Annotated in this window: 22 protein-coding genes; 14 read left to right on the plus strand and 8 right to left on the minus strand. The window is 67.1% G+C overall.

Annotation, left to right across the window (positions count from 1 at the left end):
* The first annotated feature begins 624 nt into the window (after nt 1-624).
* On the plus strand, nt 625-1,098 hold the full coding sequence (locus tag ACFXKA_RS08240) for an NUDIX domain-containing protein (protein ID WP_379426632.1): 474 nt from the start codon (nt 625-627) through the stop codon (nt 1,096-1,098).
* 213 nt (nt 1,099-1,311) lie between these two features.
* On the opposite strand, the gene ACFXKA_RS08245 is transcribed toward ACFXKA_RS08240, so the two are convergent.
* Nucleotides 1,312-1,791, minus strand: a complete 480-nt coding sequence (locus ACFXKA_RS08245) for an HIT family protein (RefSeq protein ID WP_379426633.1) — start codon at nt 1,789-1,791, stop codon at nt 1,312-1,314.
* Between the two features lie 138 nt (nt 1,792-1,929).
* Here ACFXKA_RS08245 and ACFXKA_RS08250 point away from each other — a divergent pair, with 138 nt between their 5' ends.
* The 9 genes from ACFXKA_RS08250 (at nt 1,930) to ACFXKA_RS08290 (ending at nt 11,315) form a co-directional block, all read left to right on the plus strand.
* Nucleotides 1,930-2,253: a nuclear transport factor 2 family protein gene (locus tag ACFXKA_RS08250; protein WP_379426634.1), complete on the plus strand. Its 324-nt coding sequence runs from the start codon at nt 1,930-1,932 to the stop codon at nt 2,251-2,253.
* 471 nt (nt 2,254-2,724) lie between these two features.
* The gene (locus tag ACFXKA_RS08255) at nt 2,725-4,176 is read left to right on the plus strand and encodes an amidase (protein WP_379426635.1); all 1,452 of its coding nucleotides are present in this window, start codon (nt 2,725-2,727) and stop codon (nt 4,174-4,176) included.
* 168 nt (nt 4,177-4,344) lie between these two features.
* Nucleotides 4,345-5,265, plus strand: a complete 921-nt coding sequence (locus ACFXKA_RS08260; RefSeq protein ID WP_379426636.1) for an alpha/beta hydrolase — start codon at nt 4,345-4,347, stop codon at nt 5,263-5,265.
* Between the two features lie 96 nt (nt 5,266-5,361).
* Nucleotides 5,362-6,057 (plus strand): DUF2993 domain-containing protein, encoded by a 696-nt coding sequence (locus ACFXKA_RS08265; protein WP_379426637.1) that lies wholly within the window; start codon nt 5,362-5,364, stop codon nt 6,055-6,057.
* Between the two features lie 88 nt (nt 6,058-6,145).
* On the plus strand, nt 6,146-6,580 hold the full coding sequence (locus ACFXKA_RS08270) for a DoxX family protein (RefSeq protein WP_379426638.1): 435 nt from the start codon (nt 6,146-6,148) through the stop codon (nt 6,578-6,580).
* A gap of 49 nt (nt 6,581-6,629) precedes the next feature.
* Nucleotides 6,630-7,172, plus strand: a complete 543-nt coding sequence (locus tag ACFXKA_RS08275; RefSeq protein WP_354850519.1) for a dihydrofolate reductase family protein — start codon at nt 6,630-6,632, stop codon at nt 7,170-7,172.
* Nucleotides 7,173-7,243: 71 nt separating this feature from the next.
* Nucleotides 7,244-8,941 (plus strand): protein kinase, encoded by a 1,698-nt coding sequence (locus tag ACFXKA_RS08280; protein ID WP_379426639.1) that lies wholly within the window; start codon nt 7,244-7,246, stop codon nt 8,939-8,941.
* Between the two features lie 143 nt (nt 8,942-9,084).
* The gene (locus ACFXKA_RS08285; RefSeq protein WP_379426640.1) at nt 9,085-10,482 is read left to right on the plus strand and encodes a polysaccharide pyruvyl transferase family protein; all 1,398 of its coding nucleotides are present in this window, start codon (nt 9,085-9,087) and stop codon (nt 10,480-10,482) included.
* Entirely contained in the window at nt 10,479-11,315 is an 837-nt protein-coding gene (locus ACFXKA_RS08290) for a glycosyltransferase (protein ID WP_354850528.1), read from the plus strand. The genes ACFXKA_RS08285 and ACFXKA_RS08290 overlap by 4 nt, the downstream gene beginning before the upstream one ends.
* Before the next feature lie 9 nt (nt 11,316-11,324).
* Here the strand turns inward: ACFXKA_RS08290 and ACFXKA_RS08295 are convergent, their stop codons facing one another.
* Both ACFXKA_RS08295 and ACFXKA_RS08300 read right to left on the minus strand, forming a co-directional pair.
* Nucleotides 11,325-11,948, minus strand: coding sequence for an MspA family porin (locus ACFXKA_RS08295; RefSeq protein ID WP_379426641.1), 624 nt, complete (start codon nt 11,946-11,948; stop codon nt 11,325-11,327).
* Between the two features lie 239 nt (nt 11,949-12,187).
* Nucleotides 12,188-13,306 (minus strand): transferase, encoded by a 1,119-nt coding sequence (locus ACFXKA_RS08300; protein ID WP_379426642.1) that lies wholly within the window; start codon nt 13,304-13,306, stop codon nt 12,188-12,190.
* A 14-nt stretch (nt 13,307-13,320) separates the two neighbouring features.
* On the opposite strand from ACFXKA_RS08300, the gene rfbC reads away from it, so the two are divergent.
* Nucleotides 13,321-13,890 (plus strand): dTDP-4-dehydrorhamnose 3,5-epimerase, encoded by a 570-nt coding sequence (gene rfbC, locus ACFXKA_RS08305; RefSeq protein WP_379426643.1) that lies wholly within the window; start codon nt 13,321-13,323, stop codon nt 13,888-13,890.
* On the opposite strand, the gene ACFXKA_RS08310 is transcribed toward rfbC, so the two are convergent.
* From ACFXKA_RS08310 to ACFXKA_RS08325, 4 genes are read right to left on the minus strand one after another with little or no spacing between them, the layout of a single operon-like run.
* Entirely contained in the window at nt 13,874-14,902 is a 1,029-nt protein-coding gene (locus ACFXKA_RS08310; RefSeq protein WP_379426644.1) for an NAD-dependent epimerase/dehydratase family protein, read from the minus strand. The genes rfbC and ACFXKA_RS08310 overlap by 17 nt on opposite strands.
* Before the next feature lie 2 nt (nt 14,903-14,904).
* Entirely contained in the window at nt 14,905-15,555 is a 651-nt protein-coding gene (locus ACFXKA_RS08315) for a PIG-L deacetylase family protein (RefSeq protein ID WP_379426645.1), read from the minus strand.
* Complete coding sequence (locus ACFXKA_RS08320) at nt 15,552-16,334, minus strand: sugar phosphate nucleotidyltransferase (protein WP_354850544.1); 783 nt, start codon at nt 16,332-16,334, stop codon at nt 15,552-15,554. The genes ACFXKA_RS08315 and ACFXKA_RS08320 overlap by 4 nt, the downstream gene beginning before the upstream one ends.
* A complete protein-coding gene (locus ACFXKA_RS08325; protein WP_379426912.1) occupies nt 16,331-17,596 on the minus strand; it encodes a methyltransferase domain-containing protein in 1,266 nt (421 codons plus the stop codon). Before ACFXKA_RS08325 ends, ACFXKA_RS08320 begins: the two co-directional genes overlap by 4 nt.
* A 519-nt stretch (nt 17,597-18,115) precedes the next feature.
* On the opposite strand from ACFXKA_RS08325, the gene ACFXKA_RS08330 reads away from it, so the two are divergent.
* The 3 genes from ACFXKA_RS08330 to ACFXKA_RS08340 all read left to right on the plus strand — a co-directional run bounded on the left by ACFXKA_RS08330 (nt 18,116) and on the right by ACFXKA_RS08340 (nt 21,815).
* Entirely contained in the window at nt 18,116-19,627 is a 1,512-nt protein-coding gene (locus tag ACFXKA_RS08330; RefSeq protein WP_354850549.1) for a sugar transferase, read from the plus strand.
* Between the two features lie 161 nt (nt 19,628-19,788).
* Nucleotides 19,789-21,015, plus strand: coding sequence for a cytochrome P450 (locus ACFXKA_RS08335; protein ID WP_354850552.1), 1,227 nt, complete (start codon nt 19,789-19,791; stop codon nt 21,013-21,015).
* Between the two features lie 71 nt (nt 21,016-21,086).
* A complete protein-coding gene (locus ACFXKA_RS08340; RefSeq protein WP_354850554.1) occupies nt 21,087-21,815 on the plus strand; it encodes a TetR/AcrR family transcriptional regulator in 729 nt (242 codons plus the stop codon).
* Here the strand turns inward: ACFXKA_RS08340 and ACFXKA_RS08345 are convergent, their stop codons facing one another.
* Nucleotides 21,816-22,286 carry a GNAT family N-acetyltransferase gene (locus tag ACFXKA_RS08345; protein WP_379426646.1) on the minus strand — a complete coding sequence of 157 codons (471 nt, stop codon included), beginning with the start codon at nt 22,284-22,286 and terminating at the stop codon, nt 21,816-21,818.
* Between the last annotated feature and the right edge of the window lie 10 nt (nt 22,287-22,296).

Genomic DNA, 22,296 nt, shown 5'->3' on the forward strand with positions numbered 1-22,296 from the left:
CTCGGCCGGTTGACCCCGATCGAATTCGAAACCATCATGTCCCCAGCAGCCCGACAGGCTGCTTAACCACTGTCACCCGATCCTGCAGCAGCCCCGAGGTCCTGGGTGCCTATGCGCACCGAGCCGAGATACCCAACGATCTCTGGGTTTCGTTGGTACACAGGGCCACTGAGCGGATAGACATCATTGGCTATGCGTACCCGTTCGTGTTCGAGCTACTGCCCAGGGCATCCGAACTCATTGCGGCCAAGGCGCAGTCCGGATGTGTGGTGCGGCTCGGGTTCGCTGATCCCGATTGTGATCACGTCATGGAGCGGGACACGCTGGAGCAGATGGGAGGAACCCTTCCTGGCCGGATACGCAACGCTTTGTCGATGCTAGGGCCGTTGGCAGACGCCCCCGGGTGCTCGGTGGGGCTTCACACGACACATCTGTACAACTCAGTGTTTCGGTTCGACTCGGAGATGATCGTTACCCCGTACTTGTTCCGGGCCAGGGGTTACCAGCACACCGCGTTGTACCTGCGAAGGTTGTCTCCGCACGGCATATTCGAGTCGTTTGCAGACCAGTTCGAGCAGATATGGGGGACCACGACCCTGTACACGGCAACACGAGGATGTGGCAATGGGCTCACGGCGTGACTACTACCGGGACCGGAACGCACCTAAGCCCAATTCGCTGAAGCCTGGTGGTTCAGCTCTGGTGGTAGACGAGGCCGGCCGGGTGCTTATGCAACGGCGAGGCGACTCGGGTAATTGGTCGTTGCCGGGCGGGATCATGGAGGTTGGAGAAACCCTGGAGGAGTGCGTGATCCGCGAGACCCACGAGGAGACGGGGTTGGACATCGAGATCACCGGCCTTCTCGGTATCTACACCGATCCGGAACACGTGATCGAATACTCGGACGGTGAAGTCCGGCAAGAGTTTGCGATTGTCTACTACGGTCGCGTAGTGGGTGGAGAGATGCAGGTCTCGCACGAGTCGACAGAGGTTCGGTTTCTCTCCCTGGAGGAGTTGGAGGACCTGCCGGTGCACCCGACCGTGCGTCTGAGGCTTCAGCATCACCGGGAGCAGCGGCAGACTCCTTGGTTGGGCTAGACGTCGCATCGCGCGGGTATGAAGATGGGTGTCTCCGTTGTCGTGGGTCACACCAAGCGAGCGGGTGTCGGCTCGTTCGCTTACAGGTAAAGGCGGCAAGGCTGACGGATATCGACAACGCAACCCCCGGCGACGTTTCATCATCGCGTTCGACGAAACCGACTGCGCGGAACGAGTAATCGGCGACCCTGCAACCGCACCGACCTGGTGGAGTCAGGTTTTGGGTGATGAGTCGAAGTAGTTTCGCAGACGATCGGCGTAGATCCATCGTTGTTCACCGGTTGCGTACCCCGGCAGTGGGAGTGACCCGTAGAGGTTGTCGGAGTCATATCGGGGGAAGACATGGACGTGGTAGTGCCACACGTCCTGGCCGCCGCCGGGTTCATTGTGCTGGCGGGTGGATACGCCGTCGCAACCGTAGGTGGCGCGCATCGCGATGGCGACCTCGCGGACAACGTCATGCACGGCGTGCCCGTATTCCGGTGGCAGGTCGTACAGGTTCTCGTGGTGAGCGTTCGGTATGACCAGGACGTGCCCGCGGTTGTTCGGCCACCACCGGGATGCGGTGAAAGCGGTGGCACGGTTGGTGCGCAGCACGATGTCTCGCGGGCCGTCGAGCGGGGTCTCGCCACCGGTGAGAAGGAAACAGAATGGGCAGTGGTAGCCGGAAGGTTCGTGATTGTGCACGGTCATTCGACCCTACCGCATGGTTCACGCCAGATACATTGCCGCCCAATCCATCCGCATCCGGCATCCACTTCGACCGGCAGCCGGATGATGCTGTCGTTTTTCCGCCAGCTCGGCCCGATGTGCGGCTATATGGTGCGGTGCATGACACTCGACAGCAGGAACGTCGTTCAGGCCGCCTGGCGAGCGTTCGCCAGCCACGATGGCGAGCAGATCGCGGCATTCTTCACCGCCGACGCGGAGTGGCTGGCGCCGTCCGGCAACGCGACCGCGGTCGCGCTGAACGCCCCCAGTCACATGGTCGGACGCGAGGCCATCACGCAGTTCATCGCGAACGATTTCCCTCGGTTGTTCGTCGGCGATGTCGAGGTGGAATTCCATGGCTTCTATTCCGATGGTGACCGCGTGATCGTGGAGGAGACGATGAGTGCCGCGCTGGCGAACGGGAATCGATACAGCAACGACTAGTGTTTCGTGTTCGAGTTGCGCGACGGTCTGATCCATCGGGTTCGGGAGTACATGGATACCGCACGCGGTCATCGGGATGTCTTCGGTGATTCGGGAGCCGCTGCCAACGGCACAACTCCGTCGGCAGTCGCCAGCTGATATCCACTTGGATTCCTGTGAGTCGGTGGCCTCGGCGCCGGTAGTGCGACAGGCGAGCCCGGCGCTGGCGGCTGGCGACGCCGTCGCCGTCACGACCAGGACTACACGGAACGCATGCCGCGACATGGCCGCGGCGCGGAGCAGGGATTGCGACATCTATCTGGTTGTGTGACGCGGTATTCCATGCCCTGCCCAGGAAGAACAGTCCATCGCGGACACCGTGACCTGCGGTGGCCCCCGGGTGACGACCGGGCGAGGTCTGTCGTGGCGGATTCTTCCGCGGATTGTGGCAGTCGGGTCGAGGGGTTGGCGCACGGCGGTAGGGTCGGGTTCATGGAGTGGAGTTTTCGTGCGGCGGAAGAGCTTTCGGCGGCGATGCGTGCTGGTGAGGTGACCTCGGCGGAGCTGACCGAGGAGGCGATTGCGCGGATCGAGCGAGACGACAAGGCGATCAACGCGATTTGTGTGCCGGACTTCGAGCGGGCGCGGGTTGCGGCGCGCCGGGCGGATGAGGCGCGCGAGCGGGGTGAGGACAAGCCGCTGCTCGGGATTCCGGTGACGGTCAAAGAGTCCTACAACATGGCTGGGCTGCCCACGACCTGGGGCATGCCTGCGTTCCGGGATTATGTGCCGGCCGAGGACGCGGTGCAGGTGTCGCGGCTCGAGGCCGCCGGTGCGGTGATGCTCGGTAAGACCAATGTGCCGTTCATGTTGCAGGATCTGCAGAGCTTCAACGAGATCTACGGCACCACCAACAATCCGTGGGATCACGGGCGTTCGCCCGGCGGCTCCTCCGGTGGATCGGCGGCGGCCTTGGCGGCCGGGTTCGGCGCGCTGTCCATCGGGTCCGATATCGGTGGTTCACTGCGCACTCCGGCGCATTTCTGTGGCGTGTACGCGCACAAGCCGACCCTCGGATTGGCGGCGACGCGCGGTATGGTGCCGCCGCCCGCACCGGCGCTGCCGGCCGAGATCGATCTCGCCGTCGTCGGTCCGATGGCGCGCACCGCCCGCGATCTCGCGCTCCTGCTCGACGTCATGGCCGGACCGGATCCGCTGACCCTCGGCGTCGCATACGAAGTGGCTCTGCCGCCCGCCCGCCACGAGAAGCTGTCGGATTTCCGCGTCCTGATCATCGACGAGCATCCGCTGATCCCGACCGGCTCGGCCGTGCGGGCCGGGCTGAACCGAGTCGCCGACGCGCTCATCGCCGAGGGCGCACGCGTCGAACGGGACAGTCCGCTGCTGCCCGATCTCACCGAAGCCGCGACCCTCTATACGCAGCTGCTGGTTTCGAACCTCGCGGCACGTATGCCTGCGGAGCAGTACGAGCAGGTGCGGGCGGTCGCCGCCGGACTGCCCGCGGACGCAGAGGGTTCCGAGGTGGCCTGGGTGCGCGGCGCCGTCTTCAGCCACCGCGAATGGATCGAGGCGAACACCCGACGCGAATTCCACCGCCAGACCTGGCGGCAGCTCTTCGGTGAGTTCGATGTCGTCGTGTGCCCGATCACGCCGACTCCCGCGTTCCCGCACGACCACAGTGCCGATATGCGGGACCGGCGGATCGACATCGACGGCGTCGCACACCCATTCGGCGACCAGCTCGTCTGGGCCGGGGTGGCCACCATGCCCGGCCTGCCCGCCACCGCGATCCCGACCGGTCTTTCACCCGAGGGGCTCCCGGTGGGCGTTCAGCTCATCGGCCCGATGTTCGAGGACCGCACCCCACTGCGGCTGGCCGAACTGCTGGAAGAGAAGATCGGCGGCTTCCAGCAACCGCAGTAGGGCCGCATTCGGTGCGGCGCACAACCAAACGTTGTGGGCGGCAGGTGGATTGGTTGTTTGATGTCCGGTGCCTCGCCTGATTGCATCGTGATGATCGATGCGAGGGTGTTCGGATGCGGCGATGCGCCGCTGACATCCACGCGGTACCGGGCTGTGAACAGGAGAAACGTGGAGATCGGACTCGCGCGGCTGATCGATGAGGAACTCGGCATTCATGTCGCGGAATGCCGGCAGCTCAACGCGGCCTCGAAACCTGTTGCCGGCCCGGCCACCTTCGAGGAGCTCCTCGAGGTGCGGGACAGACATGCCACGTCCCTCCCTCGAGCGAGCGCCAGGACTACCGAGCACATCGCCGAGACGGGCGGCCGTCGAGTCCCGGTGCGGTTCACGGTCCCTCGGGACACCGAGATCCGAGCCGCCTATCTCGACATCCATGCCGGAGGCTTCTATCTCGGCTCGGCGGCCGGCGAGGATGCACGCAATGCTCGCCTGGCCGACGCCCTCGGGGTAGCCGTGGTGAGCGTCGACTACCGCCTGGCACCGGAGCATCCCTGGCCCGCGGCCCCCGACGACTGCGAAACCGCCGCGCTCTGGCTCCTGGAACAGGCGGAATCATTGTTCGGGACAACGGATCTGGCGATCGGCGGGGCATCCGCGGGATCCACCCTGGTCATGACCACCCTGCTGCGACTGCGCGTCCGAGGCTTGGCCGATCGGTTCGCCGGTGCCGTCCTGCAGTTCGGCGCCTACGACCTCAGCGGGCAATCTCCCGGCGGCAAGCTCTACGCCGACGAGTACTTCATCCAGGCTTACGCCGGCCACATCTCCGACCGCACCAACCCCGACATATCACCCCTCTATGGCAACCTCGCCGACCTGCCCCCGACGCTACTGCTGGTCGGGTCCCTGGATCTCCTCCTCGAAGACAACCTGGCCATGGCAGCCCGTCTTTCCGCAGCGGGAAACGACGTGGACATCCGCGTCTACCCCGAGTCCACACACGCCTTCACCTCCCGCCCGACCGGCATGGCCACCGCCGCCCTCCGCGACGCCGAGTCATGGCTTGCCCAACGCCTCACGAGGAAATAACCGGTCGTCGCCCTACGCCGGTCCCGGTGGCGAGTCGGAGGCGGCGGATGGTCGCGATCGACAGCATGATGGTGGGATGGCTGAGCAGGTGAGTGCATGCGCGCGTTGTTGATGTTGGTGGTTGTGCTGGCGATTGCGCTGGTCGTGGGCGACCGGGTCGGGGTTGTAATGGCACAGAACGAGATCGGGCGCCAGATTGCCACCGAGTACAACCTTCCGCAACAGCCGCGCGTGGAGATCGGCGGCGTCCCGTTTCTGACGCAGGCCGTCGACGGCAATTTCCATGACATCGATATCAAGGTCGGCGACTGGAGTGGACAGCAGATTTCTGTTCACGATCTCGATGTCAGCCTGGCCGATGTATCTGCGCCGCTGAGCGACGTGGTGCACGGCCGCACCTCGAATCTGGTTGCGGCGACGGCGAGCGCGACGGCTCTGGTTCCGTACGACACCGTGCAGACCTTTGCCCCGGAGGGGGTGCAGTCGATGTCCTATGCTCCGGACGGGCTGCGCGTCAAGGGAACGTTTTCGGTGGAAGGGCTTTCGGTGCCCGCGACGGTCGTCGTCACCGTCGCGCCGACCGAGGACGGCATCGTGGTCACTCCGGTCTCGGTCCAGGCCGCGGCCGGCGGCCCGACGATTCCCCTGGCCCTGCTGCAGCAGAATCTCACCTTCACCGTGCCTTTGCAGCGGCTGCCGCTGGGCGCGCAGCTGACGTCCATCCAACCGAGCGCCGACGGCTTGCAGGTAACCGCCGTCGCCCACACCGTGCGCTTCTCCGACCTGTCGTAAGAACACTCGCACGGGGTGCTGTCACATTTCCCGCGTGCCGATGGTCGAGGAGATGACACCGAAGAGTGCATCCCGACAGGAGAAGACCATGGCCACCATCACGCAGCAGATCCCGACCCGGACCACCCCGGCCGCGCGAGGCCGGATTCGCACGTACGCCTACTGGGCGTGCACGGTGAGTCTGGCCTTCATGATGGTCAGCGGCGCCTACGGCGAGTACACCCAGCAGTACGGGACCCTGGAAACCCACACGATTCTGGGGTATCCCACCTACTTCCTCACCCTCATCGCAACGTGGAAACTGCTGGGCAGCGCCGCGATTCTGGTTCCCGGCTTCCCGCGATTGAAGGAATGGGCCTACGCCGGAATGTTCTTCAACATGACCGGAGCCTTCCTCTCGCACCTGGTCGAGCGCGATTACGGCGCCGCCGGCATGCATCTGACCGTCACCGCCGGCATCGTGGCGCTGGTCCTCGCGTCCTGGGGGTTGCGGCCCGCGGACCGCATGCTCCCGCGTCGATAGGACCGGCCGCCGCCGATGAGTTCGCGCCTCCCGACCCGTCTCCACTCCCATGACTCAGGTTCTGTGGCACATCACGATGTCGGTGGACGGGTTCATCGCACCGGAGGACGACTCCACCGAGTGGATGTTCGGGCACGGCGCGGCGGGCCCACTCGGGGTGGAGGCGATGCGGCGAACCGGGGCCGTGTTGTCCGGGCGACGCGGATACGACCTGGGCAACCAGCCCGGGACCGGCGATCGGAAACTGTACGGCGGCATGTGGTCCGGGCCGATATTCGTGCTCACCCACCGGCCCGGGGACGCGCCGCACGATCCCGATGTCACCTTCCTGTCCTGCGGTGTCGCGGAGGCGGTCGCCGCGGCGAAAGCCGCGGCGGGGAAAGACGACCTCGGGATTTTCGGCGCGAATCTGGCCCGGCAATGCCTCGAGGCCGGGCTCGTGGACGAGATCGTCATGCACATCGTGCCGATCCTGCTCGGTAGCGGAGTGCGACTGTTCGAAGGCGCAGCGCCGGTTCGGCTGCGCAAGCTGCACTGCGACGACTCCGGCCAGATCACCGATCTCCGATTCCAGGTCCAGCCCGCCGATTAACGCCGACGCCGCGCTGCCGGATCTGGGTTACGGTGATCGGCGGGCACGACGTGGTCGGAGGTAGGCAGGCTGTGGGGCGGACACTCGCGCAGGGGCAGGTTTTCGCGGGGTACACCATTGAACGGCTGCTCGGGGTGGGCGGGATGGGGGAGGTCTATCTCGCCGAGGACAAGGATCTGCCACGTTCGGTGGCCTTGAAGCTCTTGGCTTCCGGCAAGGCCGACGACCCCGAGGTGCGGGCGCGCTTCCTGCGGGAGGCCGATACCGCTGCGCGGCTGTCGCATCCGAACATCGTCGCGGTGTACGCGCGCGGCAATGACGGCCACCGCCTCTGGATGGCCATGCAGTACGTCGAGGGCACCGATGTGTCGGCGATCCTGCGGGAGGGTCCGATCCGGCCCGACCACGCGGTGCGCATCATCGGGGAGACCGCGCGGGCGCTGGACCACGCGCACCGCGCCGGCGTGCTGCACCGGGATGTGAAACCGGCCAATATCCTGCTGGCCTGGGGCCCGGATCAACGGGTGTACCTGGCGGACTTCGGCATTGCGAAGGCCGTCGACCAGACCGGCGCGCTGACCCGGACCGGCGAGATGTACGCCAGCTTCCAGTACGCCGCGCCCGAACAGTTCGAACTGCGCAGCGACACCGACCATCGGGCGGACGTCTACGCCCTGGGCTGCACGCTGTTCCACATGCTCACGGGCCGGCTGCCGTATCCGGGCGAGAGCACGGCACAGCTGGTGGCGGCCCACCTCGGCGCCGAGATCCCCCGGCCGAGCCTGGTGCACACCGGCGTTCCCGCCGCGTTCGACGCGGTCATCGACCGGGCGCTGGCCAAGAACCGGGACCAGCGCTTCGGCAGCTGCGGGGAACTGGCCGCGGCCGCCGAGCAGGCGCTCGCGGCAACGAACGGCCCCTGGAGGCCGGGCTCCCGCCAGGATGGACCCGCTGAGCAAAGCGCCGTGCCGCCGAATCCCGCTGTGGCGCAGTCCCGGATGGGTTTCGATCCGAGCAAGTTCACCGGCGCGACCACCAAACCCAGCATGCCCACCCAGCCCGCGCCGGTCCCGTACGGCGAGCTGCCGACCCAGCTCAGTGCACAGCGCCCCCGGGTCGCGGCGCCGCAGACCCGGATCAATCCTCCGCAGGTCCTGCTCACCGCGCCGCCACCGCAGTACGGCTCGGCCGGCAGCGGCCCGCATCCCGTCGACGCCACCCCTGCCCCGCCCGCCGCGCCGCGCCGCCACGTCCGCAAGGTGCTGCTCGGCGCCTTCCTGGCCGCCCTCCTGCCGGCCGGTGGCCTGGTCGTCGGATTCGGAACGGGTGCAATCCATTTCGGCAACGGAGACGGCCGCTCCCGCTCCCAGTCACCGGTAGCCGGTGACGCCTCCCAGGCCGCGGCCACCAAGGCCGCCTGCGACTACGCCGAACTCATGAGCACCTACGACTACAGCAATGGCGACGGCTGGCAGTCGAAGGTCATCGCGGGCGCGACCGGCACCTGGAAATCCGAGGCCGAGACACTACTGCCGACCATCCGTGTGCTGCTGGAGTCGGATTCCGAGCACACCCGCGCCGCCGACGCGGCCTGCACGGTGACCTCGGGCAGCAATACTCATTACGATCTGGCCGTCGACGTCACCCAGATCAACTCCACCCAGGGCAAGGCCGACACCACCAATCACCAGAAGATCACCCTGTCCATGGAGTACGTGGACGGCAAGTGGCTGTGCAGCAATCTGGTGAGCCCCCTGTTCCCCAGCTGACCGGTCGGTGCTGCCGCGCCGATGATCCTGCCACTGAAACGATTTCGCATTCCGGGACCCCGCACCGTATGGCGCGAAGCACTGGACGTGCGATAGATTCGCTGCGGATTCGTGCTCGGACCGGGCGTCGGAAGGAATCGAGCGTGGGGAACTCTGGCGCGGGGGATGGTGCCGGGAAAATAAGGGTGCTCGTCGACAATGGCGAGTACTGGTTACGCAATCGCGGCGACATCGCCATGATGGTGATGACCGTCGAACGCCTACGGGAACACTGGCCGCACGCCCGGATCGGCATGCTCACCGACGAACCCCACATTCTGCGCGGCGTGCTGCCGCAGGCCGAACCCGTGCCGGCCCACACCGGCGGGCACTGGGGCCGGGGCGGTCTCGCGGGCCGGCTGGAGGAGGCCGCCGGGGTCCACGTGCTCGGCCCCGCCGCCATGCGCTGGCGCTCCGCCACCGAGGTGCCCAAACACTATCTGCGCGGCGCCAAGAACTGGGCGCGCAAGGAGGTCCACGTCCTCACCACGGGCGACCGGGAACCCGAACCCGCCGGCATGCCCGACCTGCCGCCGGTGCCCGCCGCCCTCGCCGACGCGGACCTGGTCATCGCCCAGGGCGGCGGCTACATGACCGATGTCGACCTCTACCAGGCCCATCGCACCCTCAACCTGCTGGAAGCCGCACAGCGCCAAGGCATTCCGAACGTCATGATCGGCCAGGGCCTGGGCCCCATGCGCGATGCGCACCTGCTGCGCCGCGCGGCCGAGGTGCTGCCGGGCGCCGACCTCATCGCTCTGCGCGAGGGTCGGCGCGGCCCCAAGCTACTGGCCGAACTCGGCGTCGCCGCCGAGAAGATCATGGTCACCGGCGACGACGCGGTGGAGTTCGCCTACCGGCTGCGGCGGCCCTGCATCGGCACCGATCTCGGTCTGTGCCTGCGCATTTCAGATTATTCCAAGGTGAGCGACTCCGCCCGCGACACCCTCGGCGTGGTGGTGCGCCGCGAGGCCGCCGAGCTGAACACCGCGCTGGCCCCGCTCATCATCTCCGAATACGACGACGAGGACCGCCGCCACACGCTGCCGCTGCTCACGGGCGCGGCGAGGGCCCGGCCCGTCATCGGGCGCGCGGGCACCGCACAGGACGTGGCGCGTCAGGTCTCGCGCTGCCGGGTGCTGGTGACCAGCGCCTACCACCTCGCGGTTTTCGCACTCTCCCAGGGCATTCCGGCCGTGGCTGTAACGGCGTCGCAGTACTACGACGACAAATTCTATGGGTTGGCCGACATGTTCGGCGCGGGCGCGGCCGGGGCCGGTCTGCGCATCGTGCACCTGGACGTGGACAACCTCGACGCCGAGCTGTCACGTGCGATTCGCCAGCTGTGGGAATCCGCGCCGGAACTGCGGGATACGCTGCAGCAGAGGGCAGTTGAACAGATCGACGCCGGCCGCGCGGGTCTGGATCGGGTGTACGGGCTCGTGGCAGGAGGTGAGGGCGCACCCGGCGAACCAGCCGAACCAGTTCAGGGGGAACGATGAAGAACCTTTCGGTGTGCGTCCCGGCCTACAATTCCGGCCGCACCCTGGCGACGACGCTGCGCTCGATTCTGGACCAGGACACCGATATCGAGGTGCTCGTCCTGGACAATGCCAGTTCCGACGACACCGGCGCCATCGCGAAATCCTTCGACGACCCGCGGGTGCACGTGCACCGCAACGAGGACACCCTGCCCATCGGCGAGAACTGGAACAAGGCCGTCTCGCTGACCTCGGGTCGCTTCGTGAAGGTCGTCTGCGCCGACGACATCCTGCTGCCCGGCTCTCTCGACAAGCAGCTGGAGATCATGGGCGACAACGGCATCGCCATCTGCTCGTCCAAATTCCAGGTCATCGACGAGCACGGCGCGGTCGAGGAGACCGATCTGGGCCTGCCGAACCTGCTGGGCCGCCGCAATGCCCGCGCCCTCATGCGCACCATCGTGCACCGCGGCCCCGCCGACTTCGGCCCCACCGCGGCGGCGCTCTTCCGCCGTCAGGACTTCGACCGGGTGGGCGGCTTCCGCGGCGATCTGGTCTTCCCGATGGACGTGGATCTCTTCGCCCGCGTGTGCGCCTTCGGCGACTTCTACGGCATGCCGGAAATCCTGGCCGCCTGGCGCAATTCGAGTTTCAACCTGTGCAGCCAGACCTCGACTGTCAGCAAGCTGACCGAGATGCTGCGCTTCCATCACCGCCTGGGCGCGGAGTATCCGCAGTACGTCGGCCGCGGCACGGTCCTCGGCGGCGACTGGCGGCTGGCGCGCGCCGCCGCCGAGCGGGTGCGGGTCCGGACGGTCGCGACCGCACTGCGCCGCCCGGACCTGCTGCACTGAACGCCGCCGCTAGATGCTCGACAGCGGCCCGTAGGCGACAACGGTGTCGCCGCTGCTGCTCACCAGCCGCACGAATGGCCGGATGGTGGTGGTGCCCAGCACCCCGGACACGGTGCCGTGGAAGCCGGACATGGTGATGCAGCCCTCGGTGCCGGACACATCGCCGCCGGCGGCGTCCACCGATTGGATGCCGGGGCCGAAGCCGACGTCGAGGGTCACACCCAGCGTCGGAATCAGGTTGAAGACATCGGCTTTGGGGTCATTGCTGATCTCCAGCTCGAGGCCGGGAGTCTGGTACTGGAATTCCAGCTTGCCCGACAGCGTGGCCGGATAGCCGACCTGGTAGCCGAGGGTGATGTGGCCGGTCCACGGGTCTCCGGCCGGGAGGTCGACCTTGAAGCAGGCCTTGCCGCTGTGGAACCACTCCCGGGTGAGCGGATTGCCGTCCAGCGGCGGCACGAAATCGATCTTGGTATCGGCGGAGATGGCCTGGACCGTCCGACCATGCTGGTCGACGATCGAATTGGCGGCGTCGACGGCGGCCGACGAGGCGCCGCCGCTCAGAACCAGGCCGATGGTGCCCGCGACCGCGACGGTCGCGGTGCGAGAGAGCGCAGTCGTGTTGTTGCGCATGATGTTCCCATTCCCTCATCAGGTATTGCTGCGTATTGCCTACGCGTGTTTGATGATTCCCCAGTGTTATGGGACGGGAGACGCCGTCCCCTGTCCCCTCGGCCGATGATCGACCCCCACGCCGAGACCAACCCACTCGATTACCCTGCGTGTGGCCGCGACCCCATGATCGGTATCACAGGCCGACGTGGTGCGTGCCCGGCGGATTCATCCGCGTGCCGGGCGAGATTTGCTGGCTTTCATAGCGATTCGGTCACGTCGATCACCCACTTCCCGTGAAGTTCGGGCCACCGGGACGAGACCTCCGGCAACAGATCGGGCAAAGTCAGCAGGACCCGATCCGGCTGCGCGGCAACGAGTTCCGCCGGAGACAGGATCGGGATGTCGGTACCGGGCATGCGGCGGCCCTGCTTGCCCGGGGAGGCATCGGCCACCCCGGCCAGCAGGCCGCGATGCGCGCCCGCCAGATGCAGCAGCGCGACCGCACGCGAGGCCGCCCCGTATGCGTAAACGGTTCTACCGGAGGCGGTTTCGGCTTTCAGCCAGGCGCGCAGGGACCGTGCCTGCTGGTCGGCGGAGCGCTGGAGCCCACGCACCACCACCGGGTCCGCCACCGCCGCCTCCGCGGCGAGGATCCGTGCGATGGCGGGACCGGGGACGGCGGGCGCGTGCACCGCCGCCGCCAGCACCGTGCCGCCGTAGAGCGGGAACTCCCACGCGGTCACCGCCGCCAGCCCGGCCGCGCGCAGCAGGCCCTGGAGCGAACCCATCGTGTAGTAGGCGAAATGACCGTGCCGCAACGCATTCCACTGTCCCTGGCGCACGATGGCGTGCAAGGAGTGGAACTGCATCAGCAGCACCCCGCCCGGCGCGGTGGCCGCCGCGCGCTGCGCGAAGGCGACCCGCTGATCGGGCTCGTGCATGATGCCGAAGCAGTCGATCACCACATCGGCGGGCCGGTCGGTGACCCGGTACCCGCGCTCGGTCAGCAGCGGCAGCCAGCTGCCGCCGTGCGGGCTGCCGAACTCCCGCACCGTCCCGCCGCCGGGCAGCAGGCCCGCCGCGGCCACCCGGGCCACCGCGTCCGCCGCCTGATCCCGCAGTGCCTGCGGCTCCACGCCGCGCGGTTCGGCGGTGACGGTGTCGTCCTCGGCCAGTTGCGCCAGCCCGCACACGGCGCACAGGTCCATGGCCAGCGGATGCGCCGCCTCGGCCGCCAGACCAGGTCCTTCGCGCTGCAGGCCCGCCGACGCGAGACTCGGAAAGTCGTCTGCCGCAGGCATTTTCCCGAGATCCAGCACCCGGGCCAGCGGTCCCAGCCCGCAGCCGCGACACCCGTACCGGGGTTCGCCGCTCATGGCACGATGACCTGGTGCGCATCGAATCGACCGACCTCGCCGATGTCCTGCTCCTGATCCCGCAGCCGTTCCGCGATGATCGCGGCCTGTTCACCAGAACCTTCGATGCCGAGGAATTCGACGCCCACCTGGGCACGCCCGGGGTGTCGGCGACGTTCGTACAGGACTCGCAGTCGCGCTCGAACCGGGGTGTCGTGCGCGGTATGCACGGCCGCTCCGGGCGCGGCGAGGCCAAGCTGGTGCGCTGTGCGCACGGCGCGGTGCACGACGTGCTCGTCGACATCCGCCCGGATTCGCCGACGTTCGGCCGCCGGCAGGCATTCCTGCTGGACGACACCGACTTCCGGCACCTCTACGTCCCGCCCGGCTTCCTGCACGGCTTCCAGGCGCTCACCGAGGTGGCCGATGTCTGCTACCGCATCGACCGCCCGCACGACCCGGCCGAGGACCTGGGTGTCGCCTATGACGATCCGGACCTGGCCATCACCTGGCCGCAGCCGGTGACCGTGGTGTCGGAGCGGGACGCGGGTGCGGGCTCGTGGCGCGAGCTGCTCGCCGCCCTTCATCTCACACCTCGGTCCTGATCCGGCGCAGCTCGTCGTCCAGCACCCCGGTCTCCTTCAGCGACTTCAGCCACGCCAGGCGAGTGAAACGCTGGAAGAAGGCCCCGGCGGTGAGCTCGCGCGCGCGGTATTCCCGGTACAGCTCGGCCGCGCCGTCCGGAATGCTCCACTCCGCTTCGAAGCCCAGTTCCTTGCGGGCATAACCGAAGTCGACCCGGTACGAGCGCGGGTCCGCGCCGCTCTCGCCGGTGATGACCAGCGTGGATTCCGGGACCACGTCGACCACCGCCTGCGCGATCTGCGCGACCGTCAGATTGTTGGCCTCGGTGCCGACGTTGTAGGCGCGGCAGTGCACGGCCTCGTCGGGCGCCGCCAGGCAGGCGGCGAAGGCGCGCGCGATGTCCTGCGCGTGCACCAGCGGCCGCCACGGCGTGCCGTCCGAGAGCACTTTCACCTCACCGGTCAGCACCGCGTACCCGACCAGATTGTTGAGCACGATATCGGCGCGCAGCCGCGGCGAGAACCCGAATGCCGTGGCATTGCGCAGGAATACGGGGGAGAAGCCGGAGTCGGCGATGGCGGCCACATCGTCCTCGACCCGGACCTTGGACTCGGCGTAGGGGGTGAGCGGACGCAGCGGCGCGTCCTCGGTCACCAAGCCGTCCCCGGCCGCCCCGTACACCGAACACGTGGACGCGTAGAGAAATCGGCGCACCCCGGCGTCCTTGGCCAGTCGCGCCAGCCGGACCGACGCGTGATGGTTGATGTCGTAGGTGATCCGGGGCGTCAGCGCGCCCAGCGGATCGTTCGACAGCGCCGCCAGATGCACCACGGCGTCGAAACCGGAGAGCTGATCGGCGGTCACATCGCGCAGGTCCACCGCGAGGGCGGGCGGCGCGGGCGGTGCCTCGCCCAGCACGCACTCCGCGAAAAGCCCACTGTCCAGCCCTGTCACCTCATGGCCGGCCTGCTGTAGCAACGGCACCATGACGGTACCCAGATACCCCTGATGCCCGGTGACGAGCACGCGCATGACTATGCACCTCCGAAAGTGATGGTGGCCTTCTCGAGCAGAAACGCCTCGGCGTGCTGGGCGCGGCACTGCACCCCGCGCAGCCGGGACAGGGCCAGAAAGGACTGCTCATCGAACCAGTCCCGATTGCGCTGTGAGGGATAGTGTTTCATCAACAGCGTCGCTTTGCGCTCCGCGCAGCCCGCGGGCAGCGGATGGAAGACCGCCGGCTGCGGGGTGTCGTTCTCCCACTTGAGGATCTCGTAGCCCAGGATCAGGTGGTCGCGGAACTCGGTGGGCGCCAGCTCGGCCAGCAGCCGGTGGTCCTGATGGGCGTCCCCGCGCTGCGGCGCGAACACCACCTGGGCCGCGCAGTCGCGGCGCAGCGCGCCCACCGCGTCCTTGACCCGCGCCCAGTGCGCGGGCGCGTAGCCGTCCGGCACGTCCAGGATTCGCAGCTCCAGATCCGCGCCGGGACAGAAGGATTCGAGCGCGGCCCGTTCCTCCTCGGCGCGGTCGGTGCCGGCACCGGTGAGCACCAGCGCCCGCACCCGCAGGCCCGGCACGGCCTCGGCCAGTGTCAGCAGCGTCCCGCCCAGCCCGATGGCGAGATCGTCGCAATGCGCCGCCAGCAGCGCGATCTCGGTGATCGCGCCGGTGTCGAGTCGGATCATGCGCTGCGCTGCTCCCACACCATCCACGGGCGGTCACCCTGCAGATAGCCGGTGTCCAGCTCGGCGCGCTCCTTGAAGGTGTCGGCGGGCTTCCAGAACCCGTGATGCTGATAACCGAACATCCGGCCCTGTGCGGCCAGTGCGCCGCAGGCGTCCTCCACCAGATCCCCTCCGGGCGGCAGATGCTCGAAGATCTCCTGCGTCAGCACGAAATAGCCGCCGTTCTCCCAGATCGGCAGCTGCGAGACCGGGGTGATGTTCTTGACCTCTCCGGCCGAGTTCACGTCCACGCAGTGGAAGGAGGACTGCGGCGGCACGATCATCATGGAGGCCGCGGCCCCGGAATGCTGGAACCGGGTGATCATCTCGTTCAGTGGGGCGTCGGTGAGCACGTCGGCGTAGTTGGCCAGGAAGTACCGCTCGCCCGCGAGATGATCGCGCACCCGGCGCAGCCGCTCACCGATGGGTGACTCCACCCCGGTGTCGACGAAGGTGATCGTCCAGTCGCTGATATCGGACTGCAGCATCTCCACTGTGCCGCCGCGGATGACGAAGTCGTTGGACACCGACTCCTGGTAGGTGAGGAAGAAGTTCTTGATGTGCGCGGCGCCGTAGCCCAGGCACAGTATGAAGTCCTTGTGCCCGAAGTGCGCGTAGTAGCGCATGACATGCCAGATCAGCGGGCGCGGGCCCACCATCTGCATCGGCTTGGGGATCACGTCCTCGGTGCCGTTGCGCATCCGCATGCCGTAACCGCCGCAGAACAGTACGACCTTCACTTCGCTTGCCTTTCTGCATGAGTGGATGCGGCGGCGTCGTCGAGCGTCGCATGATGAAGGTGGGGGAGCGGGTAGACGATCTCGCCGCCCCAGTCGGTGACGTGGCGCAGCTGCGCGGTGATTTCCCGTTCCAGGTTCCAGGGCAGCACCAGCACCACATCGGGGCGGTCGGCGTCGATCCGCTCCGGTTCGTGTATCGGGATGCGGGTGCCGGGTGTGAACCGTCCGTGTTTGTAGGGGTTGCGGTCGACGGTGTACTCGAGCAGGTCGGTGCGGATGCCGCAGTAGTTGAGCAGGGTGTTGCCCTTGCCGGGAGCGCCGTAGCCCACCACGCGCTTGCCGGATGCCTTGGCGTCGAGCAGGAATCGCAGCAGATCCTGGCGCACCCGCTCGGTGTCGGGTCGCAGTTCGAGGTAGCCGGCGACCTCGTGCAGACCGGCATCGGCCTCCAGTCGCAACACCTCGGCAACCCGTGCGGTGGGGGTGCCGACGCCCTCGGGGCGGGCCCACACGCGCAGCGAACCGCCATGTGTGCCAATCAGTTCGCAGTCGACCACGGCCAGGCCGGCGGTGGCCAGGGCCCGCTGGGCCGACAGCAGCGTGTAGTACTGGAAGTGCTCGTGATAGATGGTGTCGAACTGGGCCAGCGCCACCAGGTTGAGCGCGTGGTGCACCTCGATGGACAGCCAGCCGTCGTCGGCCATGAGCGCACGCAGTGACCTGGTGAAACCCAGCAGGTCGGGGATGTGGGCGTAGACATTGTTGGCCACCACCAGATTCGCCGGCCCGCGTTCGGCGCGCACCCGGGCGGCCAGCTCCTGGTCGAGGAAGGCGGTCTCGGTGGGTACGCCCTTGTCGCGTGCTGCCGCACCGACATTCACCGACGGCTCGATTCCCAGGCACGGGATGCCGGCGGTCACGGCGTGCTGCAGGAGATAACCGTCGTTGCTCGCCACCTCAATTATGAAACTATTATCAGTCAGATTTAGCTGCGCGATTGCCTGATCGACGAAGAGCTCGGCATGCCGAACCCAGCTCTCCGAAAATGAAGAATAATAGGCATATTCCGTGAATGTTTCCTCCGGAGTGATGAGCGCCGGAATCTGCAGCAGCAGGCAGTTTTCACACAGCCTCAGGTGCAGCGGATATGTCGGTTCGCACAGGTCCAGTTCGCCGGCGGTGAGGAATTTTTCACACGGCGGTGTGGCGCCCAGATCAAGAACGCTGCGCAGTCGATCGGAATGGCAAAGACGGCATTGCACGAAGTTCCCCACCTTTCACCGAGTTCGGGCTGCCCGCGCAGCGCCGGATGACCTGTGGTCGGCTCGGTCCGGCCTTACGTTACAACAGGATTGCGTGGTGTTCGGGGCGCCCGGCGAGTGACCGATGAGGCCGAAGCAACTGGATTTCTGCGACCCGCAGAACCAGGCGTCCGGTCGGCAAACGTTCGAGCCTTGCGGTGCAAGGGTTTCGACCAGCTCACACGGTGGATCTTGCGTAGTTCAACCTGCGATTTTGCGAATAGGGGAAATGGGGGGGAGGGGTGCGGGAAACCGGTCGTCACGGATCCCGTTACTTTTCGGAAACGTTGGGGCCCTATGGGTTACATCCTGCGCGCTACCGTGGTTGTGTAACATTCGGCATCTGGCCACCGAAAGACTCGGCGGCCACATCGGTTGTCATGGTCCTGAAGCCCTTGGGAATCCGGCGTCGGCCGGTCGTTGGAACTGATCAGCGGGGATCGGAACCGAGTTCTCCCGTGGGGGAGGTGCGTTCGTTTCATGAGTTACGAAATTTCTGCCGGTCGCGCCGTGCGCGCGTCGCGGCCTCCACGTCCCGAGCCGCGCTCGGATCGTGAACGCTGGCAAGCGGATTACGCGCATCGGCTGTTCATTAGTGACTTAATCGTTTTAGTGCTATCCATCGGATTTGCCCAATGGATTCGCTTCGGCGGCGCGGGGGCCGAGCCGCCGCTGGCCTCCCAACTACCGCTGGAAGTTCGCTACACCATGGTGTCGGCCGTGCTTGCACTGGCGTGGTCGGTCACGCTGACTCTCAGCGGCACCCGGTCGCCGCGCGTAATCGGCAGTGGCACAGAGGAATACCGGCGTGTGGTGGCCGCTTCCCTGAAGCTGTTCGGCGGAATAGCTATTGTGTCGCTGCTACTTCGTGTCGACATCGCTCGCGGCTATCTCGCCATCGCCCTGCCGCTCGGCATGATCGGGCTCATGGTGGAGCGGCGGATCTGGCGGCGCTGGGTGGCCGGGCGCCGCGCCCGCGGCCACTACCGCACCGCCATGCTGGTGGTCGGCAGCCCGGAGGCGGCGCGGGCCATGCTCGCGGCCTTCTCCCGCGACCGTGACTCCGGATACCAGGTGATCGGGGTGTGCACCCGGGACGAGGGGGCGCTCGCGGACGCCGCGCTGGAGGTGGGCGGACGGGAGATCCCGGTTGTCGCAAGCGATCACGCCGTGATCGAGGCGGTCCGGCGGACGGGGGCCGACACCGTCGCGGTCACCGCCACCGACAACCTCGGCCCGGCCGACTTCCGCCGGATGGCCTGGGAGCTGGACGAATTGGGCGCCGAACTGATCGTGACACCGGGCCTGGTGGACATTGCCGGCACCCGGCTCACCCACCGGGTGGTCGCCTCCATGCCCATGCTGCACGTGGAGAAGCCGCAGTACGACCGCGCGAAGTCGATCCGCAAAGGCGTCTTCGACTTCTGTTTCGCCTGCGCCGCCCTGCTGGCCATCGCTCCGGCGCTGGCCGTCATCGCGCTGGCGGTGAAGGTCACCAGTCGCGGTCCGGTCTTCTATCTCTCCGAGCGGATCGGCCGGGACGGGCGGCCCTTCCGGATGATCAAGTTCCGCAGCATGTACGCCGACGCCGAGGCGCACATCAACGCGCTCATCGAGAGCAACGGCGGCAACCCGCTGTTCTTCAAGGTTCGCGACGATCCGCGGGTGACCGCGGTCGGCAAGGTCATCCGCAAGTACTCACTCGACGAGCTTCCGCAGTTCTTCAATGTGCTGCGCGGCGAGATGAGCATCGTGGGCCCGCGTCCGCAGGTCCAGCGCGAGGTCGACTCCTACGACGGCGTCATGCGCCGCCGCCTGCTGGTGAAACCCGGCGTCACCGGTCTCTGGCAGGTCAGCGGCCGCTCGGATCTGACCCCCGAGGACGCCATGCGCCTCGATCTGTCCTACGTGGAGAACTGGTCCATGGTCCTGGATCTGCTCCTGATCGCCAAGACCATCGGCGCGGTGACCAGGGGCGAGGGCGCATACTGACCGTCAATTCCGAAACCGTCGCGTCCGCTGTGTTCCTCGCAGCGGGCGCGTCCTGTTTCCGGAGGCGGCGACATCTAGTGAACGGGTTTTAGTAAAAGGTGTTCACAAACCCGGCTGTGGTGTGGTTCACTCGGTGGAGAACGTGTTCCAAAGGAGGTTCCGTGTCCGCGCCGTCCATCCCCACCGGTTTCGACTTCACCGACCCCGACCTGCTCGCGCAGCGTCTGCCGGTCGAAGAGTTCGCCGCACTCCGCAAGCAGGCCAAGCCCTTCTGGGTGCCGCAGGCCAATGGCCTCACCGGCTTCGACGATGGCGGCTACTGGGCCATCTCCCAGATGGATGACATCAAGGAGATCTCCAAGAGCCCGGAGACCTTCTCCAACGAGGAGAACACCGCGGTCATCCGCTTCTACGGCGACATCGCCCGCGAAGAGATCGAGGTGCAGCGCTACCTGCTGCTGAACATGGACCCGCCGCGCCACACCAAGCTGCGCCGGATCATCTCCAAGGGCTTCACCCCGCGCGCCATCGAGTCGCTGCGCAACGCGCTGCGCGAGCGCGCCGAGCGAATCGTGCACGAGGCCAAGAAGAACGGCTCCGGCAACTTCGTCGAGCAGGTCGCGTGCGAGCTGCCGCTGCAGGCCATCGCCGAGCTCATCGGCATCCCGCAGGAAGACCGCGGCAAGATCTTCGACTGGTCCAACCAGATGATCGGCTACGACGATCCGGAGTTCAACGGTGACCACAAGGTCGCTACCGCCGAGGTCATGGGCTACTCCTGGAACCTGGCCGAACAGCGCCGCGCCTGCCCGATGGACGACATCGCCTCCACCCTGCTGCAGGCCGACATCGACGGCGAGTCGCTGGCGTCGGACGAGTTCGCCTGGTTCGTGATCCTGCTGTCGGTCGCCGGCAACGAGACCACCCGCAACGCCACCACGCACGGTATGAAGGCGTTCGTGGACAACCCGGACCAGTGGGAGCTCTACAAGGAGCAGCGTCCGCGCACCGCGCCGGACGAGATCGTGCGCTGGGCCACCCCGGTCATCGCCTTCCAGCGCACCGCCATCGAGGACGTCGAGCTCAGCGGCCAGCTGATCCAGAAGGGCCAGCGCGTCGGCATGTTCTACAGCGCGGCCAACTTCGACGAGAACTACTTCGAAGACCCGTACAAGTTCAACGTGCTGCGCAACCCCAACCCGCACGTCGGCTTCGGCGGCACCGGCACCCACTACTGCGTGGGCGCGAATCTGGCTCGCCTGCAGCTGGATCTGATCTTCAACGCGATCGCCGACGTGATGCCGAACCTGCACCAGATCTCCGAGCCGGTGCGCCTGCGCTCGGGCTGGCTCAACGGCATCAAGAGCTGGGAAGTCGCGTACGAATGAGCGTCCGGGCCCCGAGGAGGTAGTGTGCGTAACCCGGTAGGGGCCCCGTTCTTTCGACATTTGGAGTCAGCATGAGTGAACCTCGCCGACGCGGCCGGATGCCGGCGGTCAGCGACGCCGACATCCGGCGCGTCGCGCGGTCACTGCTGGTCGACCAAGGGCCCGACGCGATCACGCTGCGGGCCATCGCGCGGGAGCTGGGCATCACCGCTCCCGCGCTCTACCGGTACTACGAATCCCGCGACGACCTCGTCGCCGCCGTCCGTACCGACGTATGTGCCGATCTGGCAAAGGATCTGGAGGCCGCCATCGAGGGCCTCCCCGACGACGCGGGCGTCCGCTTCTTCGCCATCTGCCGCGGTTTCCGCCGCTGGGCCCTCACGCACTCCCGCGAATTCACCCTGGTCTTCGCCTCCCCGGTCGGGGCCGGAATCACCAGCGCCATGCAGCAATTCGGCGAACCGGTCGGCCGCATCTTCCTCGGCGCCGCCGGCCGTCTCCTCACCGACTACGACGTCGTCACCCCGCCCACGGCCCTCATTCCGCCCGAGCTCCGCGACGACCTCATCAAGTTCCAGACCGACCTGCTCCGTGTGCTCGCCGAATCCGGTCAGAAGTTCCCCGCCGAAAAGCTGGACCTCGGCGTCAGTTACGTCATGATCCAGTTCTGGGCCCGCCTCTACGGCCACGTCACCCTCGAGGTCTTCGGCAACTACCCCATCCCGGTCAGCCACCCCGACGTCCTCTTCGACTCCACCCTCGCCGACATCGGCCGCGGCATCGGCCTCGTCGCCGACTGATCAGCCCACTTTTCGGTGGACGCGGCGCATGAAGCGTTCGCAGTCGTCATCGGGTGACGGTCCGGCGTCGACGAATCCGTGACGGATATACAACGCGATGGCACTGTCGTTGCCGGACTTGACCGAGAGCACGACATCGCGCCGGCCCGCCCAGTCCACGACCGCGCGCACGGCCGCGTCGCCCACGCCGCGGCCGCGGGCGGACTCGGCGACCCACAGCGAGATCAGCTCTGCCGCTTCGTCGTCTCGGATGTAGGCGCCGGCCATCCCCACGGGCATGCCGTCCAAGCGCACGATGAAGTTGAGGGGGACATCGGTCAGCCGGGCGCGCCAGCGCTGTTCGGTGTCGCCGGGTCCGCTCCACTCCGCGAGGGTCGAACCGAAGACCGCCGCCGATTCGGTCAGGGCCCGCAGCCGGAGCCCGCGCCACAGGGACCAATCGTCGGGCCGGAGGACCTGGATTTCGATCATGGTGTCGGTT

This window comes from Nocardia sp. NPDC059228 (assembly GCF_042754245.1).
Lineage (GTDB): Bacteria > Actinomycetota > Actinomycetes > Mycobacteriales > Mycobacteriaceae > Nocardia.